20 protein-coding genes are annotated in these 19,215 nt (G+C 50.0%); 5 read left to right on the forward strand and 15 right to left on the reverse strand.

Annotated features, from left to right (window positions below; genetic code table 11):
- Positions 1-288: 288 nt before the first annotated feature.
- Both DW171_RS05235 and DW171_RS10420 read right to left on the reverse strand, forming a co-directional pair.
- Positions 289-1,506 (reverse strand): ATP/GTP-binding protein, encoded by a 1,218-nt coding sequence (locus DW171_RS05235; RefSeq protein ID WP_158571020.1) that lies wholly within the window; start codon positions 1,504-1,506, stop codon positions 289-291.
- 442 nt (positions 1,507-1,948) lie between these two features.
- On the reverse strand, positions 1,949-2,176 hold the full coding sequence (locus tag DW171_RS10420) for a DUF2188 domain-containing protein (protein ID WP_118270644.1): 228 nt from the start codon (positions 2,174-2,176) through the stop codon (positions 1,949-1,951).
- 186 nt (positions 2,177-2,362) lie between these two features.
- Here DW171_RS10420 and DW171_RS05245 point away from each other — a divergent pair, with 186 nt between their 5' ends.
- The gene (locus DW171_RS05245; protein WP_118270645.1) at positions 2,363-2,665 is read left to right on the forward strand and encodes a hypothetical protein; all 303 of its coding nucleotides are present in this window, start codon (positions 2,363-2,365) and stop codon (positions 2,663-2,665) included.
- A 236-nt stretch (positions 2,666-2,901) separates the two neighbouring features.
- On the opposite strand, the gene DW171_RS05250 is transcribed toward DW171_RS05245, so the two are convergent.
- The 8 genes from DW171_RS05250 to DW171_RS05290 form a co-directional block, all read right to left on the reverse strand.
- The gene (locus DW171_RS05250; RefSeq protein WP_118270646.1) at positions 2,902-3,867 is read right to left on the reverse strand and encodes an Abi family protein; all 966 of its coding nucleotides are present in this window, start codon (positions 3,865-3,867) and stop codon (positions 2,902-2,904) included.
- A 620-nt stretch (positions 3,868-4,487) separates the two neighbouring features.
- Positions 4,488-6,248 carry an AAA family ATPase gene (locus DW171_RS05260; RefSeq protein WP_158571021.1) on the reverse strand — a complete coding sequence of 587 codons (1,761 nt, stop codon included), beginning with the start codon at positions 6,246-6,248 and terminating at the stop codon, positions 4,488-4,490.
- Positions 6,249-6,480: 232 nt separating this feature from the next.
- Complete coding sequence (locus DW171_RS05265) at positions 6,481-7,125, reverse strand: hypothetical protein (RefSeq protein WP_118270649.1); 645 nt, start codon at positions 7,123-7,125, stop codon at positions 6,481-6,483.
- A gap of 198 nt (positions 7,126-7,323) precedes the next feature.
- On the reverse strand, positions 7,324-7,530 hold the full coding sequence (locus DW171_RS05270) for a hypothetical protein (protein ID WP_118270650.1): 207 nt from the start codon (positions 7,528-7,530) through the stop codon (positions 7,324-7,326).
- Positions 7,531-7,651: 121 nt separating this feature from the next.
- Positions 7,652-8,455 carry a hypothetical protein gene (locus tag DW171_RS05275; protein ID WP_147357341.1) on the reverse strand — a complete coding sequence of 268 codons (804 nt, stop codon included), beginning with the start codon at positions 8,453-8,455 and terminating at the stop codon, positions 7,652-7,654.
- Positions 8,456-8,471: 16 nt separating this feature from the next.
- Positions 8,472-9,275, reverse strand: a complete 804-nt coding sequence (locus tag DW171_RS05280; RefSeq protein WP_118270652.1) for a DUF4393 domain-containing protein — start codon at positions 9,273-9,275, stop codon at positions 8,472-8,474.
- 124 nt (positions 9,276-9,399) lie between these two features.
- Complete coding sequence (locus DW171_RS05285; RefSeq protein ID WP_118270653.1) at positions 9,400-9,969, reverse strand: SLATT domain-containing protein; 570 nt, start codon at positions 9,967-9,969, stop codon at positions 9,400-9,402.
- A 9-nt stretch (positions 9,970-9,978) separates the two neighbouring features.
- The gene (locus tag DW171_RS05290) at positions 9,979-10,791 is read right to left on the reverse strand and encodes a nucleotidyltransferase domain-containing protein (RefSeq protein WP_118270654.1); all 813 of its coding nucleotides are present in this window, start codon (positions 10,789-10,791) and stop codon (positions 9,979-9,981) included.
- A gap of 919 nt (positions 10,792-11,710) precedes the next feature.
- On the opposite strand from DW171_RS05290, the gene DW171_RS05295 reads away from it, so the two are divergent.
- A complete protein-coding gene (locus DW171_RS05295; protein WP_118270655.1) occupies positions 11,711-12,643 on the forward strand; it encodes a hypothetical protein in 933 nt (310 codons plus the stop codon).
- Here DW171_RS05295 and DW171_RS05300 read toward each other — a convergent pair.
- The 5 genes from DW171_RS05300 to DW171_RS05320 form a co-directional block, all read right to left on the reverse strand.
- Positions 12,632-13,573, reverse strand: coding sequence for an Abi family protein (locus DW171_RS05300; RefSeq protein WP_118256117.1), 942 nt, complete (start codon positions 13,571-13,573; stop codon positions 12,632-12,634). The two genes, DW171_RS05295 and DW171_RS05300, sit on opposite strands and share 12 nt — an antisense overlap.
- 134 nt (positions 13,574-13,707) lie before the next feature.
- A complete protein-coding gene (locus DW171_RS05305) occupies positions 13,708-14,379 on the reverse strand; it encodes a hypothetical protein (RefSeq protein WP_118256118.1) in 672 nt (223 codons plus the stop codon).
- A 177-nt stretch (positions 14,380-14,556) separates the two neighbouring features.
- Entirely contained in the window at positions 14,557-15,702 is a 1,146-nt protein-coding gene (locus DW171_RS05310) for a hypothetical protein (protein ID WP_118256119.1), read from the reverse strand.
- Between the two features lie 85 nt (positions 15,703-15,787).
- Complete coding sequence (locus DW171_RS05315; RefSeq protein WP_118256120.1) at positions 15,788-16,483, reverse strand: HEPN domain-containing protein; 696 nt, start codon at positions 16,481-16,483, stop codon at positions 15,788-15,790.
- On the reverse strand, positions 16,464-17,570 hold the full coding sequence (locus DW171_RS05320) for a DUF262 domain-containing protein (protein WP_118256121.1): 1,107 nt from the start codon (positions 17,568-17,570) through the stop codon (positions 16,464-16,466). Before DW171_RS05320 ends, DW171_RS05315 begins: the two co-directional genes overlap by 20 nt.
- A 370-nt stretch (positions 17,571-17,940) precedes the next feature.
- Between DW171_RS05320 and DW171_RS05325 the strand changes: the two genes are divergently transcribed.
- From DW171_RS05325 to DW171_RS05335, 3 genes are all read left to right on the forward strand, one after another.
- Complete coding sequence (locus DW171_RS05325; RefSeq protein WP_118256122.1) at positions 17,941-18,306, forward strand: hypothetical protein; 366 nt, start codon at positions 17,941-17,943, stop codon at positions 18,304-18,306.
- Positions 18,307-18,385: 79 nt separating this feature from the next.
- Complete coding sequence (locus DW171_RS05330) at positions 18,386-18,823, forward strand: hypothetical protein (RefSeq protein ID WP_117655070.1); 438 nt, start codon at positions 18,386-18,388, stop codon at positions 18,821-18,823.
- 75 nt (positions 18,824-18,898) lie between these two features.
- The gene (locus tag DW171_RS05335) at positions 18,899-19,195 is read left to right on the forward strand and encodes a hypothetical protein (RefSeq protein WP_118256124.1); all 297 of its coding nucleotides are present in this window, start codon (positions 18,899-18,901) and stop codon (positions 19,193-19,195) included.
- The last annotated feature ends 20 nt before the right edge of the window (positions 19,196-19,215 follow it).

Consider the following 19,215-nt stretch of genomic DNA (forward strand, 5'->3'; position numbering starts at 1 on the left):
CGACGGACCTCGGGACGCTCTTACACCACGTCTGCGCGCGCCACCTCCATGGCGTACTCCTCCCCCAAAATCCACTTCTGTCATAGTCAAACATGCGTATTTTACGCTGTCAACGCGAGCTGGAACGCCTTTAAGGCTGTTTTAAGAACTTTTTTAGGGAATGTGGGGACTTCGAGAGTCCAAAATGAGCGCCCAATCCGGAAGTATGCGGCAAATTCAAGACATGCCGACAACACTGGATAGTAGCAACGCTTCTACCTGCGGCTTCTGTTCATGAAAAGGACCATGCTAATCCCACTCCTCGATGCGGGTGAGATACGGATCGGCGCCGTAGCGACCGGACAGGTATTGCTTGTCGAAAGCCGCGTTCTTGCTTACCAGATTACCGTTTGCCTCGTGGATGTCGGCGAGAGACCACAGTTGGCTCGCCTCCCCCTCGCCGCGCGCAGCGAACCATATCTCGTCACGGCGGAACACATCGTTTCGCATGGTAGACACGTCCTGGGACGAGAAGATGAGCTGTGCGCCACTCTTGTTGACCTCAGGATCCTTAAACAGCAGGATCACATAGCGAAGAAGCTTCGGGTGCAGTTTGGCGTCGAGCTCGTCTACCACAACGGTGCCACCACACTCAAGCGCTGCCATCAGATACGCAGCCAACCCCATGAGCTTCTGGGTGCCGGCAGATTCCTCGGATAAACGCAGCTCGTACGCTTTGCCGCCCACCTCGTGTCTCACGAAGACGCGCCGGCCGCGCCATTCCGGCGCCCTCTCCACTCTGAAGCCGTCAATACGCACATCAACGGCGCGCAAAAAACGCGTGACCTCGCGCGAGTCGCCCTCGTCGAGCATTTGCTCGAGCATCCGCTCCAGGTAGGAACTGTTGTAGTTGAGAAACACAGCGTCGAGAAACCAGCTGGCCGCCTCCTGGACCACCGGTGCATCGAAGTTGATGCAAAGGAACGATAGGTACGGCAGACTTGGGTTGAACCTCGCGGCCGTCACAAGCTTACGCAGTGTGGGGCCGAGTTCAACCTTTGTATCCTCGCGCTCGAACAGCATCGCCGTGCGTGACGCTCCCAATTTTCGCCGCCACAGGCCTTCGGACACGATCTCGTCCGCATGCACGGACAGGGCATAGCGGTACTCGTGCTCACCCGCGCGATAGTAGAGCTCGAACTCGGTGGGCTCGGCAGCAGACACATCATCGAACTTAAACGCCGAACAACGGGGTATCAAAGGGCGATCGCCCTCTGCTGCATCAGCACTGGCAGACAGCAGTCTTATCGGTCTGGCCACCGCCGAGCGAACGTAATCAAGAGACTCGAGCAGATTAGACTTGCCGCCAGCGTTGGGCCCGTACACCGCAGCCACCGGAAGGAAACTCTGCCCGTCGGAACACTCTATGAGGGAACGCTCAAACTCCTTCATCGGCGTCGCCTGCATGGAAAGCTCCACCTCATCGCGATAGGATCTATAGTTCCTGAAGGTGAACTGGCAAAGCATCGTCCTCAACATTCCTTTCATTGTTTTGAAAAGATATTTCAGAGTTTTTATTTGATTATAGAGTTTAAGCAGGCTAAATCAAGTGCTTGCTACACCAATGACAGCAGGCGCAAGGTGCCAAACCGCCCATACTCGACCATCCCATTGCCGGAATGGCGTTTAGCTAGCACGTTACGCATTACATGCATGGAAAAAGGGCAACACTCTATCAGAAAGCGTCACCCTTAAAGCTCCCAAAGAGCTTTTGTATTGAGATATGTACTCTACACCTCAATGAAGTGAACCATCATACCGCACCACCTCGTTTTCAAAACGCCCAAATATGCGCTCCAATGCGAACATCGAATCGACAGCATCGTTTACAACCTTCACCGCAATGATGAAGTCATTTAACGACAGTGGGCACACCATTACGGGCCGCTGTCGCTATGGAGCCGAACCCTTATCCCCTCGGTGGGAAGGGGTCGTGGCCATGGGAATCCCTTGCGCGAATCCTTCCGTCGCGACGATGGACAATCAACTCCGATTCTTGATTGGAGCAAATGCGTCGACCGAGCTTTATCGCCTCGCTCTGGGTCGTCGTAACGAAAGAAGCGCGACTTGTTCCCTCGCCCTTAACCTGCCAATTGCCATCAGAACGCTTCGTAACGTGCTGATTTCTGCCTTTCATACTCACTTCACCTTCAATTCTGAACTCGCCGATATGTCTATAGCATGAGATATGTGACAGGTACCTTCGTGCCGATTTTCAAAAGTGTAGCCACTGGCGCGGACATAAAATGAAGCGCACGCAACGAGCACGTTGATCTTTTTGTCTTCTGGCAACCCTGCAAACCAAAGCGAAAGAGCAGAAAGGGTGCTGAAGTTCACATCCAAAGAAGCTCATATCGACGACCTGATGGACAGGCGCCTCCATATGAACGCAGCCGGCTACTACCATGGTCTACCCGGCGAGCAGAGCGTTTCATTGGTAGCGTCTTTAGCGTACGGGATGGGCATCTACGCCAACTGGCTCTTGCCGATCTACTGCATGTTCACGGAGCAAGAGAGCAAGATCGCAAACAATACCGTCGTGATTACCGGGCGAATGATCGATGGGTTCCGGTGCGCCGACGCCAGATCGGTATCTTGCGATATGGCCACGTCGAGCGGCAGTTGAATCGCAAGATCGATTCTGGAGGTGACATTCCCTACACGGATGCCCCCGCACGGCCTCGCGCAGCCATGTCAAGCATGCTGTAAAATATCGTCAAAAAAAGAGGGCCGACGCATCAACCCTCTTCAGGTGTCGCCCGAGAGCTTCCACCGCAATTGGCTATATTCTACTCGATATCCTGTGTTTGTCTACGGGCCCCAACACAAGTGAAAACTATCTTCATCTTCAGACGCTGACTTTTAAGTTGCAGCTATATAACTACGGAGTGAATCCATCTTGCTCCTAGCTCCGGTATTAACTATCTTGTGAAAATCCGAGGAGGACAGAGATCCGTGCAGATCTTCTAGCACGTTCGAATAATTTCGAATAACCTGATAGCACTCAGTTTTGGAAACCATCATCTTTCTGAGTAGATAGACAATTAGGACGACATAATCACTAATAGTTGAAAAGTCTATCGAAGGAACGCCAATCTCGGATGACAGCATCTGGCCAAGCTGATTGCCCACTTTTGCCCTCTTAAACCTAACGTCATAAACGGCACTATTATGAGCAATCGCGTTACGGAGGTCCTTGAGCGCAAAGATAGTACGCTCAAGAAGCCCGGGACCGTCGTAATTGTTCGGAAGCTTTAGGTCATCAGATATGCTCTGTCTAACCGAGCCCTTTAAGCACGAATAGAAAACACCGAAGTTTCCTAGAGTCATGACCTCGAATAGCGCCCAAATAGGCAAGGGTTTATCGCTGTCGTAAAAATGCCTAACAACAGGGTTCTTGGAATAATTGTACTGAATCAATCTATTGATTTCCGCGCGCAGACCCAGGCGCTTTTTCATAGCAGCGCTATAGTCTTTACTTTTTCTAGGGTAATCACGGTACGCCACGAGCGTTCGAGAGAAAATATCTTCCAGCACGAACGAGTGAGAATCTTCAAGCACGGCTTCTAGCGTATAGTTCTTTAGCGCAGTTTCAATAAACATTACGCTTGGATATAAGAGCGCCTTGACCGCCATATCAAACTCATTTAAGGCAATTACCTCGTCAAAGCTCGTTAAATCCAAGCAGTTGGAAGAATTGCCCACAAAACGATGACCCTTGTAGCCATGATAATAGCCGTAATTCTTCATCTTTCTTTTATGGACAGAGCCGTGCGTCTCTATCCCTTTATCCCTAAGATGTTTCATGAGGCCATTGAGAGTTTTCATTATGGGTCCTTAAGCGCGGAGCCGAAATTGAATTAATTATATCCGCTACCGGACACCACTAGAGCATTATCCCAATCGGTACCGTCCTCATTCCCCTAAAGCTGCAGCATATAACACGACTACGCCACCGGATCATTTGATGGCATCGCGAACGGATCGCTGCAGCTTATTCAACCGAAATAACGGCTCGTCTTCTATCATGCGAAATGACTGCTTTGGACAGCCGTAAATAGGAAGACTGATTCCGGAAGCGACATTTCCTCGCACGAACTCGTCTTTTACGGTGCCCCGGATTCAAGCGTGGCTAACAAGGCAATCCAAGGTATCCCGTGAAGCCTCGTTATCAAAACGCTCAAATATGCGTATCGCCGCGAGTATCGAATCATCGGGTCGCAACCGGTCGAGCGGCGCCTTAAGCCCGACGAGAAGAACCCTGGCCGAAAAATCGATAAGCATGATCACGAAGAGCGGACTCGGCGGCCGGCAATCTAATGCCATGAATCTTCCAAATCATTCTTTAACCCTTGATTGGCAATACATCCCATTATTTATTCAGCGCCATAATGGACCAACCTCAACGCGACATAGAAGAGCCGAAGTCCCGCATCAGAACCTGACTATTATTCCCGCTGCTCCTCCGGAATAAATGCTTGCAATATTATAGCGACGGCAGGAATATGTCGCAGCTCGTCACAGCTATGGTTCGCCATGTAACTGAACGCATTAGTTAGCCATTTATTCGAACCGTGAACGTATTCCACCCCATAGGCTTCAAACAAAGATTCGAGTTCTCCAGAACTCAAAACTACCAATCCCTCGCGCGCAAGAAGCCGAAGCATCTCTTCAACGCTCACGCCCAGATCATCTGGAAGGTTTTCATAAACTTGGTGCTTATAATGACTTTTCACTATTTCTGGCATTTTGTCCCGCTGCCCGCCCGGACAGCCTTCAAGCTCTCGATAAAATCGCTCAAGGGAATTCCTCACTTCTCGAATTTCATTCCGTTTATCATTGGTAGTGATAAATAGATTGGATACGCGCTTAAAAATATCGTTATTATCCAATAAATCAAAATCCGTAATTACTTTGCATCTAATTCCAGCCGAATCATAAAACTTCTTAATGCTCTCAAAACCCGGCTTACCGTTAACAGAAACAAATAGGCCGCTGTAATTGGTATCAAATTTAGAAATTAGTTTACGATATACGGCGGCATCTCTAGGGCCTTCGAAAAGGACGGCCTCACTCGAAAATAATGCATCCAGATACTCGGCTGAAAAATCCGAGCGGTCAATTAAGCTCAGGATTTCCTTATTGGAGAGCACTTTTGCGCAGCGCATGTCGCCATCTCGGTTAAGACGCACGATGGTAAGCTCCTCAGAACAAGACGAGATGAGCCCCTGGAGTAAGAAGGAGCTATGCGTGGAAATAAACACATTGTTGAGACTTTCGTTCTCAATAAAGTTTTTGCCCAGGATTTCCCCCATCCTGCGCGCATATGGAGGATGAAGAAAAGCTTCAGGCTCATCCAAAAGAAACACCGGCTTGCGCCTTCCCATCAAACTCAAAAGAACGGAAACAAAACTACGCAAGCCATCGCCCTCTTCGCGCAGCGGCGTAGCCTTAGACAAGATAGTCAGACGACGTGGCATATCATGTGTTGCACCACGATATTCCTCAAATGAATCGCTAACGACGGGGACAATCCTTTGGCGACTCGTGCTCGCATCTAGAACAACGTCCCTGTTAAATAGTGGAGTAATTTCGGACGCTATCGTCTTGCAGTCCGGATCGGTGTCGTATGCCGAGCTAAGGCTGTTGTAGTTATCGTCGTTTATGCCATAAGCTTGATCGCCAATCGACATCAACAGGCGATCCTCGGTACCCACATAGTCAACCATCGCAGGTCCAAAAAAGCGCAGCGCCTCGCGGCGAGCTTGTTCTGGCCCTTCATAGTTGTCGTCATCAAAACACCGAGAAAAACTCTTGCGCCAATCATCGGTCGGGGAAAAGCAAGGGGTACGATAATTCGGAGAAAATGCTATTCCACCCGGAGTCCAATTTATGCCGGTGTTGCAGTAATCGCGGAGACGCCATCCCCCATTACAACGAACAACTTTATCATCGAGACCATATGTATCGATTATTTCATTGCTGTTTGCTGGGAAATTGAGGTGGATTTCATTAAAGACAACGCGCTTGGTCAACTCCCCTCCGGAATAGCCCACCTCTGGATTACCCAAAATCTCAGAACGAATTTCTTTAAGTGATTTACTTTTACCAGAATTATTTGGTCCAATGAATACAGTAATCTTCTTAGGCTTTACTGTCGTACCGTCCACCGTGACCAGCTCATTGACTTTAAAAGAATATCCAGCCATATTCATACTCCTCGACCGCTGCTTTAGTCGATTATTACAAACTGCGGGGACATGCAGTGAGCACAATCGATGAGCGAACTGAAACAGAAAAATGGGCTCGAAGAACAGCGTACGTGCCGCCAGGCCACTCAGTCATGGTTTCGAATCGATGACTCAGCCAAAACGGCTCTTTTGAAAACCGCGACCGGATCCCTCAGATAGAGAAACGAAAGCCTTGTCAATGCGCCACCCTTTACGATATTGTCTCAATTCTCAAAATATCATGAGGGGGAATCGAGCCAACAATCGCTCCATCAATCTTGGGCAGGCAGTAATCCGTCGACATATTACTGCTGAGTACATCAATGAAGCTCGACAATATTGAATCATGGGCATAAGGCTGAATGCGATCAAAAGAGAAGGCAAATTTGACCCTGATTGAAACCCCCAGGCTTTTCAATGCCTCAACTGCTTCGGCTCCCGCAACATCCTCTAAAGACCACGCAAATGTTTCCCCACCCAACGTTGCTGAATATTTTGAATATTGCCCGGCCATGGATTTAAGCAGGTAGAAGCAGACACAGCCAGTCCTGCGTGGATGTTCAGCAAAATAATGATTTGCCTTCTGAAGAACAGTCTCAGTTTGGCCCAAGTTCAACCCAACAACCCCGGAAAGATAGCGAAATTGGTCAAATGCCTCTTCCCTAGAGAAAGCCTTCAAACCCATTTCCGCAATATCATCCGCAGAGAGCACTCTGGTAGCATGCCATCCAGTTATCGTTTCTTCTTCTAGCAGTTCAGCGAGAATGGCCCTTTCCGACCCGTAAGACCCAGTCAAGCGTTGGTGATAATCTGAAAATAGGCGCATTATGTCTTTTCGACTATCCAAGTCGTACATCTATCGACCCTCATCCAATCTGGACGAACAGTTGCAGCAATTTGACAGAACGCCCTTCTTTATAGAAAATTGCCTCGCAAAACCTTCGTCAAACGAAGCTTGCAGTTCTTTTAGAAAATCTTGCATCAAGCGTAAGCGGCAACATTTCATAACGAAGGAGCATGTCGACAATCGACAAGTCGACCAGCATCTTAAAATCTAGATTTGCATACTCCCCTTGCGTGCTCCTTCCTCAACTTTAGGAAACCCAAGCCGATAGGCACGCAGGCGAAAATAGTTGCTGTTCTTTTCCAGATAAGCTCTAGCATCTTCTTCACTCATCAGCGAGAAATGGACACCCCTAGATTTGAGATGATCAATCTGCTCTGACGCCGTAAGCCACGGCTTTCTATTGGCGTCGGTCATCAGATCTCCGTTCGCGATGATTAACTCAAGATTTTATATTAAGGCGTTTAACTGAGCGAATCACTAAGATTTGGCTGTTACGTCAAATACCCTTTAGCGCAACAACCCGAATACTCTGAAACTAAGGAATGCCAATCCGATTAATGGAATTATTCACCGTGCATTTGAGAACATCATCCTGCCCATCAAAAGTCATTGGAAAATACTGCAGGTAGCGGTTGCCAAGTATGTCCGAGTACGTGACGAGGATGCGATAGCCGGCCTCCATCACCGGCTTTGCTTCACCACCAAAATAGATAACCAGCTCACTCTCCCCTCCCACTGGAAGCTGTCGAGTCTGGCACCAGGCGACCCGCGGAGTTCCAAAATGGGCCCACTCATTTCTATTCGCAATTCCAACCCTCACATTAACCGCAGGCCCAGCTCCCATACTGGATATTGCATAACGATTAGCGGCATGCTCGTCCACAGGACTCTCGTCGCAAGGAATAGCTGGGGCTCCGCCATCAATCAGCAGACGATCAACGCAGTCCAAAGCACCCGATTTGTATTCATCGTCCCTGGGATCAGCCTCGGTAAACACACCGTGAGCGAAACCGTTCTTCGACATACATAGTTGCTTTTCCGACAAACGGGTTAAGGCAATACAAGGGAGAACGTTCATCACATCAGAATGATTCCGGTCTTCTCTACCAGCTAGCAGCGAGAAATACAGCACCGCGACCGCCGAAATTGAGCCCACTAACGCGCCAAGATACCCAAGCAGGCCGTTAGCGTCCCATACGGGATGCAGCCATGGAACTGGTGTATCAATTGAAAACGCAATCTGAATGACTATTAGCAAAAATACAGAGAGCACCACAACGCAAGCAATAAACGCCTTAATTAAATCGAATACCGAAGGCTTCCTCTTGCCCGAACACATTCCAACCAAACTCATTTCACGAAACACACGTTTTAATAAAGTTGGCCCCAAAATCGGTTACCTGGTAGCTCCAGCGATGGAAAACGAATTTCTTGTCATCTTCAAGCTCAACCTTCGCCTTCGCATTTTGGATAGCCTCGCTTGATTCGAACCTTTCAAGCGTAGCTTTAACATCATCAGCATAGTAATCACAACGCTTGAGGATGCCAAGTCGATCCAGGTTTCCCAGATACACCAGCGATTGATCAGGGTACTCGCAAACACCCTTACAGCACTCGTTATAGCCTTCTACGATTAGCGTCCATTTAATTGGAACTAGCTCGTCTGCGCTGACAATTCTTAAGTCAACGAGCGGAATAGACGCGTGTTCAGCATCATCAGAGCCAGTCAACGTACTCAGTAACTTAGCCTCGTCGGGACTAATCTCCTTAAGTAGCTGAACAAAACTGGGGTGGACGTACTCTGCCGTCCGATCATCCATCGAGGAAAGTAACAGATTCGCATACATCCCTCGTAATTCCTCGCTGTCATAGCAATATGCGAGTTGTTGAATTGCTGGAACTGCGATATGCGCCGGAGGTTCGGTAAGATGCTCCTCGGGAATCTTATCAACACGAGACTCTATAGCATCGATAGCCAGCTTGATGCTTTCCTCTCTATTAACAACCCAGCGATTCCACGAGGAAAGCCAAATGGCAACAGTCCGTGGAACCAGGCTAACCGTTTTTCCTATCGACTCCGCAGAGGGATGAACAAGGTCGTCATATGCCTTTTCAAGCACCGGTATAGTGGCAATTTCATTAACCTTATCGAGATCCATATCAAACTCCTTGCACCCCACCGTCGGTAAGCCAGTAAAGTCATCTCACACTAACGCACCAACAAGATCGTCTATCAAACGGGCTGGGAAACACCCCAGCCCTAACAACCCAGCAGGAAACACACTATTCCTCACAGGCATGGCTACGCAAGCGCGACGGCAGCAATTTGTCAATCTCCCCCGGCTCAAATGACTGGTGCCCGTTCTTAAGCCTGTCGCGAGCCTTCTCGTACGCCTTGTCGCTCGTCCTTGGCGCTTCATCGTATATTTCGGCTTGCTTCTCAATGAGCAAGTCGCGGCATCTGCGGATCTCTTCAACTTCAAGGTCGTCAAAATCCGTAAGCAACGACTCATAGTCCTGAAGAACAACCCAGAGTCGATTAGCGCAACGCACGTGTTCCTCAGCTTCCTCGGGCAGCTTAGAGCCACGGGTATACAGATTTAACCCAAGCGATAAGGCCGAGGTAATGGAAGCGACAACAGCCCCAACTCCGGTCCCGGTTTGACCTATAATGACGCTAATTACTCCACAAGTTGAAACCGCAGTTAGAATTATCTGGCTGATGGAAATACGATTGACCGTCTTACGCTTTAGAGTTGCCGCTTCCTGCTGCGTCTGATATGTATACGACAGCTTGCCGTAAGATTCCTCAATCTGTCCGCGCAGCCGCTCCCTATAATCCAATCTATCCAAAACAACCTCCTAGCGCGCCATTTGGCGAAGCACCTTTCCGAGGCACTCATAACTTTTGGCTGTATCGATAGCCTGCTGGCTACCTGGGCTAAAAAGCGCGAACGGCACCGCGCCTTGCAGGGAAAGGCGATTAAACTCATCCAAAAGTTGCATCTCATATGCCCCCGCTGGTGCAGAGCTCTCCCCATTCGCCCAACGCCAACCAGCAATCGCGGAGAACACGAAGCTATCGATAACGATGCCGGACAGCCTATAGCTTGAGAAGCTCGCGGCGTGGACATTTCGAATATGCTTGCAAGTGTCGAACAGGAGTCCCCTCGAGCTTGCGTTTTTCTCTTTCATCGCCTCCTGCTCCGCCTTGGGATCAGTCGCAAGCCATCGACCGCCCATATGAGTATCGGGGTAGTCGTAACTCACAAATGATCCCCAGCTGTCCACACGCTCAAATGCCGGGAGAAGTTCAAACTTCATTCCATCCGAGAAACTGACAACGACAACCTGACCATCACCCTTAACATCAGTCGTAGAGTAGGTTTCGGAAACTGCGGATTTAACAGCCTGAAGTAATCTTGATTGTCCATTCCCCCTATACATGTCATAACGCTCGTACTCGCTCCTAGGAAGGGACAGCAATACGTCAAGATCGCTATCTGTTGTTGCGGTACCACGCCCATAAGAACCAACATACAGTGAATGTGCCGTCTCGCTGTTGGAACTCCAAAACTCCGAGTTCACAGCCTTGGTAATCCGTTTGTACCTTTTGGAGATCAATTCTCTCTTTGCAGATTCAACGCCAACGATATTCTTCTTAACTCGGTCCATAAGCTCAACAACCTCACAATCTGCTCACCGACAAAACGACAGCCTAGGTCATGCCACATGAATAGCAGCGGCACTAATCCATTGAATCAATTTTACCGCCGAACACCCATGCGAACATAAGTGCTCTTATTAAGGTAATTCATATAAAACGGCTACGCGGCATCGGCAGAAACACCGCCAGAAACAAAAGGGCAGCGACCCCACATCGACTCCGATATCCTACGCCATTTCGCGGTGTTCTTCATCGTTCGAACAAAAGGATATATACGTCAAAAAACGAGACTGCACACGGCAAAAGCCGCTCGGCACATACATAATTAAAGAGATGCGGTTCCGCCGTAGAAGTGGTTCACCGGAGTAAGCATACTCGTCTCGCCCGCACGCTCATAATTGACGCCTGTGTCAGAAGGGCGTGATTTTACTACATCCATCATGCTTGACCCAGAGGTCTTTAACGGAAGCACCGTTACACCTGGGCGGCAAGCGATGCGAAAGCTCCTTAAAAACTGAGACGCGTTCGACCTACACTTAATCATCGAATCGCAGCCAGTCGATCGTCGATTATAAAGCGGCGACAAGAACCAAAGGAGGGCACATGAAGAGCATTGCCACGCAGAGCTTGACCTATGCAGCAGCCTCGCGGACTTTTCCTGGAAGGTCTCGGTGCCGAGTCTCGAAGAGTCGCAAGGCGGCCTCATGCTGGAGTTGCCACATCGAGCATAGTCAACTATGCGCGGGCGGGACGCCGCTAACGGCCAACGCCCCAACAGTCAGCCACTCCCTCTCCCACAACATTACCCAGAAAGATCGCTGATGTTGACTGGGGTTCCCGTAAAATAAAACCCCAACTAAATATGTGCGGAGTGCCGGCCTGGAGCTGCCTTCGGACCCTATTGGCTGCTCACCGAGAGGCTCCGCTATGAAACGACCCCTTTACTACCTGCTCTGCGCGATCGCGTGCACGTCCATGGTCGGCGCGACGATGCCTATGGCGGCCATTGCGGAGGCGATTCAGCCTCAAGCAACAGCCGAGCAGCAGGCACAAGCCGACGCCACGAGCAGCGGCACAGGCAAGGCCGAAGACGGCACCAACACAAATGCGACAGCGGATACAGTAGAGGACAGCACCGCAACATCCACCGGCACCAGCCAGACCGACACCGCGGACGCCAACGCCACAGACACCGCCATGCCCGGCACCACCGCCGCAACCGGCACCCCCACCCCATCCCTCCGAGCCCAAGCCACCCCCGCGCCCGCCGCGATCTCCGCCACGTCACAAACCGGCTACGCCCACTCCACTACCGCAACCCAAAACGGCGTCACCTTCACCGTCTGGTGGAACGACGCCCCCGCGGGCACCGCGACGACCTTCCACGTAACCCAGGCCGACGGCTCGTCCCAGGCCAAGGCGCGCATGGACGTGCCCACCTACTGGGACGGCGGCGGCCAGGAAAGCGTCTGCGACCCGTCGCGCCAGGCATGGTCCAGCTACCACAGCCTGGGCACCGCGGGCCACGACTTCACCTTCGACTTCACGGCGTCGGGCACGTACCGCATCCACTTCTACTTTATGGACAACGACAGAAACGACCCCCAAAACGACAAGGGGATCTACTACCTGCGCACCACGGCGGAGGTAACCGTAAACGACGCCGCCCGCCCGAGCGTCGCGCAGATCGTCAACAGCGCCGTGGACCTGTGCAGGCAAGAGACAAACGGCTCGGAATACGACATGGCGCTGTGGCTCCACGACTGGACGCTCGAGCAGCTGGAGTACGACCACAGCCTCAACTGGTACGGAGACCTGGACCAGCACCAAACATCAGCAGCGAACCAGCTATTCAAATAAGCTTCCGCCTGACGTCTTTTGCAGCAGTTCGACAAAACCGATCTGGTTTAACACGTGCTTAATCGCATACGTCTCAACATATCTCATAAGAAGCTCAGTGAGTTCCTTAATGAACCGTTTGAACTCATTCTCGGTCAGATAGCGCTCAAGCATCCAAACCATTCGAATGTAGTTGACGTTTTTGCGCCCACCGACCTTGGCGCAATAAAGCCTCTCATCATGGGCGCAAACATTGCGGAATTTAACGAGGACCTCAATCGAAACCCTCGCGTCATCCACACTGAAAAACCCGAGCTTGTGTGATCCGGTCCTACCCGTCGAGTCCACAATCATTTTGCAAACCGCAGACTTATCCTTGGGCTTCATTAAGTTATAGAAATGTTCGATGTTCCCAAAAGTCAGGTCGTTCACCAGCACCCAAATGGGCACCGCACCATATGAATTTCGGTAATGAGCGATGAAATCTGATTTGCTATTAGATACCCTACGACCCAAAACCGACGTAAGGCCAGCAATCTCTTGCGCGAAATTGGCCCCATTTTTCCCGGCGCTAGCAAATTCATTTTCATCGCAATAATTTGACTGGAGAAGATACGCTTCGGGAGCTCGGTGGGCATTCGAAAAAGCATAGGCGACCGCAGTCTTGATTTTAGCCTCAGCCAAAATCAAATATCGAAACGTAAGAGACCTTAGCTCTCTATCAAAAGTGAACAGAGTATATAAATCCGAAAACGATATGCCCTCAAGATACCGATCTTCGCCAGACTCTCTACTCTTGCCAGTATCGAGAAATGGATCCTTATAGCCATTGACAATTGAGTAGTAGCCCTCACGCATCAGAGTGGGACCAGTATCCTCATCGACATCCAAACCGCGAGATTCAAGAAGTCGAACTTGCTCATCGATAGTCAAAAAGGGCTTATCAGACATACCAACTCCTTAAATGAAGAGAGACGGCCATCCATAAGAACAGCCGTCTCTCCGCAGGACGTAGGCCCGTAGGTTGACTACGTCAATACCGCTATATTTACTTTATCCCCTGGACTCCAAGGGGTCAATTCAAATTAGGAGAGCAGAAATCCTTCATGAACCTGTTCCGACTGCGGCTCGATCACTAAGATGTCCTGCGGAGCAATCGAACCTTCAATAGCCCCATCAACCTCAAGCGAGAGCTGATCAGCATCGGAAAAACCGTCAAGCGCCTTTACAAACTTTGACATAATTGGATCCTGAGCATAAGGCTGGATACGATTAAAATTAAAGGCAAATTTCACCCTGATCGGAATTCCCATTTCCGTCAGCCTCTCACCCGCACCAGGCCCTAAACCGCCCTCCACCGACCACCTAAACGTTTCCCCACCCAAAGTCGCTGAATATTTCGAATAACGGTTGCTCATAGACTCAAGCAGATAGAAACATACATGGTTGCTCCGACGAGGATGTTCGTCTAAATAATGCTTCGCTATCCGAAGAACCGCATCAATCCTGTTTGAATCTAGCCCAACGATATCGTATAAACTGCGAAACCGATCAATCGTCTCAGTTTTTGAATATGCTTTGAGTCCCCCGTGCCTTATTTCTTCTTCCGAGAGCACCCTAGTCGCGTGCCACCCCGTAATTTTTTCCCTATTGAAAAGCTCTATGAGTGCGGCTCGACCCCTTCCATCAGAACCGCACAGCTTTCGATAGTCAGAATGCAATCGCATTAAATCGATACGGTTATCGAGATCGTACATATTTCAAGCCCTTCTTTAACGCCATCACACGAGTAGAATTGCTCAAGGCGAGATAGCAACAACACTAAAAAGAATATTTGTCCGCTTGAACACCGCTGTTTATTGCGAGACGGCGCACACGGCGTCGACGGGAAAACCATCGATACAGACAACGCTGTTAGCAATGGCATCCGCGCCTTACATACCCCAAGGCACCTTTAACGGATCAAATCTTGGAAAGGCGATTAACTCACAAAGCGAGCGTTCCAGCTTGGAGCGAACAGCCATAAGTTCGGTTTTAAACCCTTGCAAATCCAATCCCATCTGGTTATTACAGGCTATATCGAGTATTGACCACGAGGAGGAGCAACCGGAAGGATCAGACACAAGCTTCTCCGAAAAGTCGTAGTGCATGAATGCGTTTCGCAAAGGATGAGCGCGCTTAATCCATCTCTTATCTTCTCTCGAAATAAGCCTCTCGACTTCAGACAGAAACCTGTTCGTACAAAGATCAAGCTCCGCATGGGTCCTTGCAAAGGTAGTAAATATCTGGAGAGCCCTTGCGACATGGTCCAAACTCAAACAGGAATACTTAATAAAAACCGCGTCAGTAAAGAATCCTGCTTCAAACAAAACATCAACTGATACAAGCAGCATAAGGAGCTCAGAAAGAAAAAAGAAAATCACGTCGTCCTTGCATCCAATGATTTTTACCTTTTTGACCAAATCTTCGAATCGGCGATCATTCGAACGAGTTTCAAAGGCTGAAACATCAAAAACAGACCGATCTGCATAATACGATTGAGAAAAACGATATAAAAAGCTACCAGAAAACGCCGAATGGTATCCGATTTCATACGGAAAGCTAGTGGCGCTTGAACCGAGAAGCTCCGATGAGTCCTTGGTAAAGAGATGAATGGAAGAAAAGGTTGCATAACAGGGAAGTTCACCGTAATAGGTGATTCCGATATTGTTTCGAAACCTATTGAGAAGCTTTGGAAAGGGACCACCAGAGAATTGCTTATTGAGTTGATCTATTACGGCTCGGGTTTCCGAAAGATAATCATAGAAGCTCATTTTGTTCGAGCTGAGAGACTTTGTCATATGCCGAATACGAGTTACGCGTAGATCTTCTACGGGAATATGAAAACCGAGCTTCTTATTAATGAAAGGAATCGCATCGTGCACAGCAACCGCTACGAACGGAAGCGCCGTGATATCAAGAGCGATTGCCTCATTGGGAAATTGTTCTGCATGTCTCACCATACGACCAATGAATAGGCCCTCGTCGATGATAAGCCGCCAGCTAAACAAATCTCTGGAGTCAAGGTGGATATCTAGCATTGTTTATGAATACCCCGTTTACTATATCTAAGCCCGAAACACCCATCGCAGGCTCCGCCAAATCCGCTTACCCATACGACACCGGCTATCGCCTGGTCCAGAATCTCGGATTTAAACTCTCCTTTTCAATATGCTCGGCAAAGGCGACCCAGCTGCATCTCCATTCCGAGTAAAACGACTCAATCTCTAAAGCAGAATAGTTTTCGCCAATTTTCGAAGGCAAGACTGAGCCATGGGCGATTTCATTTCTTTTGTATTGGAAGTCATCGATATGACTCCAAGCTCTTCCCAAAATTGGCGCGGGGTCCCCCAAATCAAATAAATAACAGATAGTCCTAACCTGGGTCGACTTCATATAGCTCCCGTCATCTGGAAAATAATCAGTGAACTTCAAATCGCGAACACAAGAGTCGAGTAAAGACCGAACGTCCCTGGCGTTACCAATTTTGGTTTTTACATTAGACGCATCAGCATATGACCGAAAGGATGAATTTAAGGCTGCTGCTATAAACCCATCCTGCATGTTTTTCAATTTTCCCCTATAAGAATTGGCCGTCTCAAGAACAGCTCGAACAGTCCCTTTGAGTAGCTGCTCATAGGCCGAAAAAAGAAATACAAAGGAAATACCTTTAGCCGTCTTTACCAGAATATCATCAGGAGAGGGATTCGATTCTCTATCGCCGATCTGTTCGAAAATATTAGCGGACCTCAAAAGCAGCTCAAGTTCCGACATGGACTGTTCAAATAGATCGATCTGAGGTTTAAGGCTCAATGTATCCATGATTCAAAAAAGCCTCTTTTGCATAAGCAATCCGCCCCTTTACCTTAGGAAGCGAATTAGTTGCAGACGTCGTATACCCACGAAAAGCCTTAGAATCGATCCAGTTGTTTTTACTGCACACCTCAAGCTGGGGACATACTCTGAGAGCCTGCGCAGCCCCAACAGAGACTCCCTCAAACACGTTAGCAGGAGTTGATCCCTTTCCGCCCCGCTTCAACCCATTCGGAAAACACCGAGCAAGATAATTCATAACCCGATTGAATTCATCTCTATATTCATCAAGCAGCTCCTCATCGTATTGATTGCCCTTCTCGATAAAGGAGTTAAGGAACTCTTTAACCGAGTGTTTAAAACCCTCTACACCGTTTAAATAAGCAAAAAACCTGAGGACATATTCCTGAAGACTACCATCCGACTGGCGGTTTTTGGGGACAACAACAACAGTTCGAAAATCAGCATTGGATGACAGTTCATTAATTAAATCGAGAAAAACTCCGCGATAGATACAGGATCGCACCTCTTGAGATGTCAATGATATGCCTCCCGTATTCAGGCGCTCAAAGAGGTCGAAACGGACCTGACGATCGCTTTTGTCATTCAGAACCGTTACCTTTATTGGGCGATCGAGAAAAATCGAGCGCATGTCTTCTGGCAAATCCGAAAAGCAGCATCCATTAAGCTCGGGCAGCTTGCTTAATCCCTTAAGACATAGAGGAGCCTTCAAGCCCAACTCCTCGCGCTGTTCCCCTTCAAGAATAAAATTGACAATCGAGAGGCTACGCTGAAGTCCGTCCACAACTTCCCAAACAACAGCCTCATCTGGAGTAGAAGAAGTTGCCATAAATAAATTTGGAACCGGAATTCCCAGCAGAACCGACTCTATAAGGCCAGACTGTCTCTCATCGTCCCACCGAAACTGCCTCTGGTACTCAGGAGCAATATCGATTCTCTTTTTCAAAATCCTTCTTGTTAGCTCATCGCATGTAAGATCGTAAGTATCAAAACTAACTTTCATGCGCTGCGCTTGTAAAGCAGAACGCATGTCTTGAAACGTGGGTTTCATAATGCCCCAAACGTCATCGACCACTAGACCACTTCTGAGTTATTTTACTTTACGAACCGCGTTCACGAAATATCGACTCGCTTATGACAGGGTGGTCGCACGCATCCTCGCCCACAAGCGAGAGGATAGTCGAATCAGCCGCATTCCAGGTTCTTCAACGTCAAGACGATCCACTTCGGATTGGGCACTACGGCAACTATCACGACATCACCCAATCCGGCACGCAGGTTTGAGAAGCCGCCCTTATCTTGACAGCCAACACCCCGGAGCATACGACGCGGCCTGGCGCACGTCAAGCAACGAGAGGACTCGCCATGCCAATAGACGACATCATCTACCTACTGAAGTTCGCTCCCCAAGAGGAGTACATCGACGACCTGATGGGCGCCTCTATATGAACGCCGCCGACTACTACCACGGTTTGCCTGGAGAGCAGGGCGATCCGCTAGAAGCGTCTCTGGCGTACGGCGTGGGCGTCTACGCCCATTGGCCCTTACCGATCTACTGCATGTTCACGGTGCGGGAGAGCGACATCGTTGACAACGCTGTCGTGATTACCAAGCGAATGGTCGAGGAGTTCAGGTGTTCCGACGGCTGGATCGGCATCGTGCGGTACGACCGCTTTGAGCGGCTGCTAAATTGGGATATCGATTCTGGAGACGACATTTCCCTACACGGCTCCGTCCTCTATGGCGCTCCAACCCCTCCCCAACATTCCCCAGAAAGATCGCTGATGTTGACTGGGGTTCCCGTAAAATAAAACCCCAACTAAATATGTGCGGAGTGCCGGCCTGGAGCTGCCTTCGGACCCTATTGGCTGCTCACCGAGAGGCTCCGCTATGAAACGACCCCTTTACTACCTGCTCTGCGCGATCGCGTGCACGTCCATGGTCGGCGCGACGATGCCTATGGCGGCCATTGCGGAGGCGATTCAGCCTCAAGAAACCGCCGAGCAGCAGACGCAAGCCGACGCCGCCACGAACAGCGACACAAGCAAGGCCGAAGACAACACCAACACAATCGCGGCAGCAGATACCGCAGAGGACAGCACCGCAACATCCACCGGCACCAGTCAGACCGACCCCGCGGACGCCAACGCCACAGACACCGCCACGCCCGACACCGCCGCCGCAACCGGCACGGCCACCACAGCCCCCGCCCCATCCCTCCTCGCCCAGACCAACCCCACGCCCGAGGCCATCTCCGCCACGTCACAAACCGGCTACGCACACTCCGCCACGGCAAGCCAAAACGGCGTCACCTTCACCGTCTCGTGAATCGACGCCCCCGCGGGCACCGCGACGACCTTCCACGTAACCCAGGCCAACGGCTCGTCCCAGGCCAAGGCGCGTATGGACGTACCCACCTATTGGGACGGCGGCAGTCAGGAAAGCGTCTGCGACCCGTCGCGCCCGGCATGGGCCAGCTACTACAGCCCGGGCACCACGGGCCACGACTTTACCTTTGACTTCACGGCATCGGGCACGTACCGCATCTACTTCAACTTTATGGACAACGACAGAAACGGCCCCCAAAACGACAAGGGGATCTACTACCTGCGCACCACGGCGGAGGTGACCGTAAACGACGCCGCCCGCCCATGCGTCACGCAGATCATCAACGACGCCGTGGACCTGTGCAGGCAATAAACAGACGGCTCGGAATACGA

The organism is Collinsella sp. AM15-2 (genome assembly GCF_003471985.1).
Classification (GTDB): Bacteria; Actinomycetota; Coriobacteriia; order Coriobacteriales; family Coriobacteriaceae; genus Collinsella.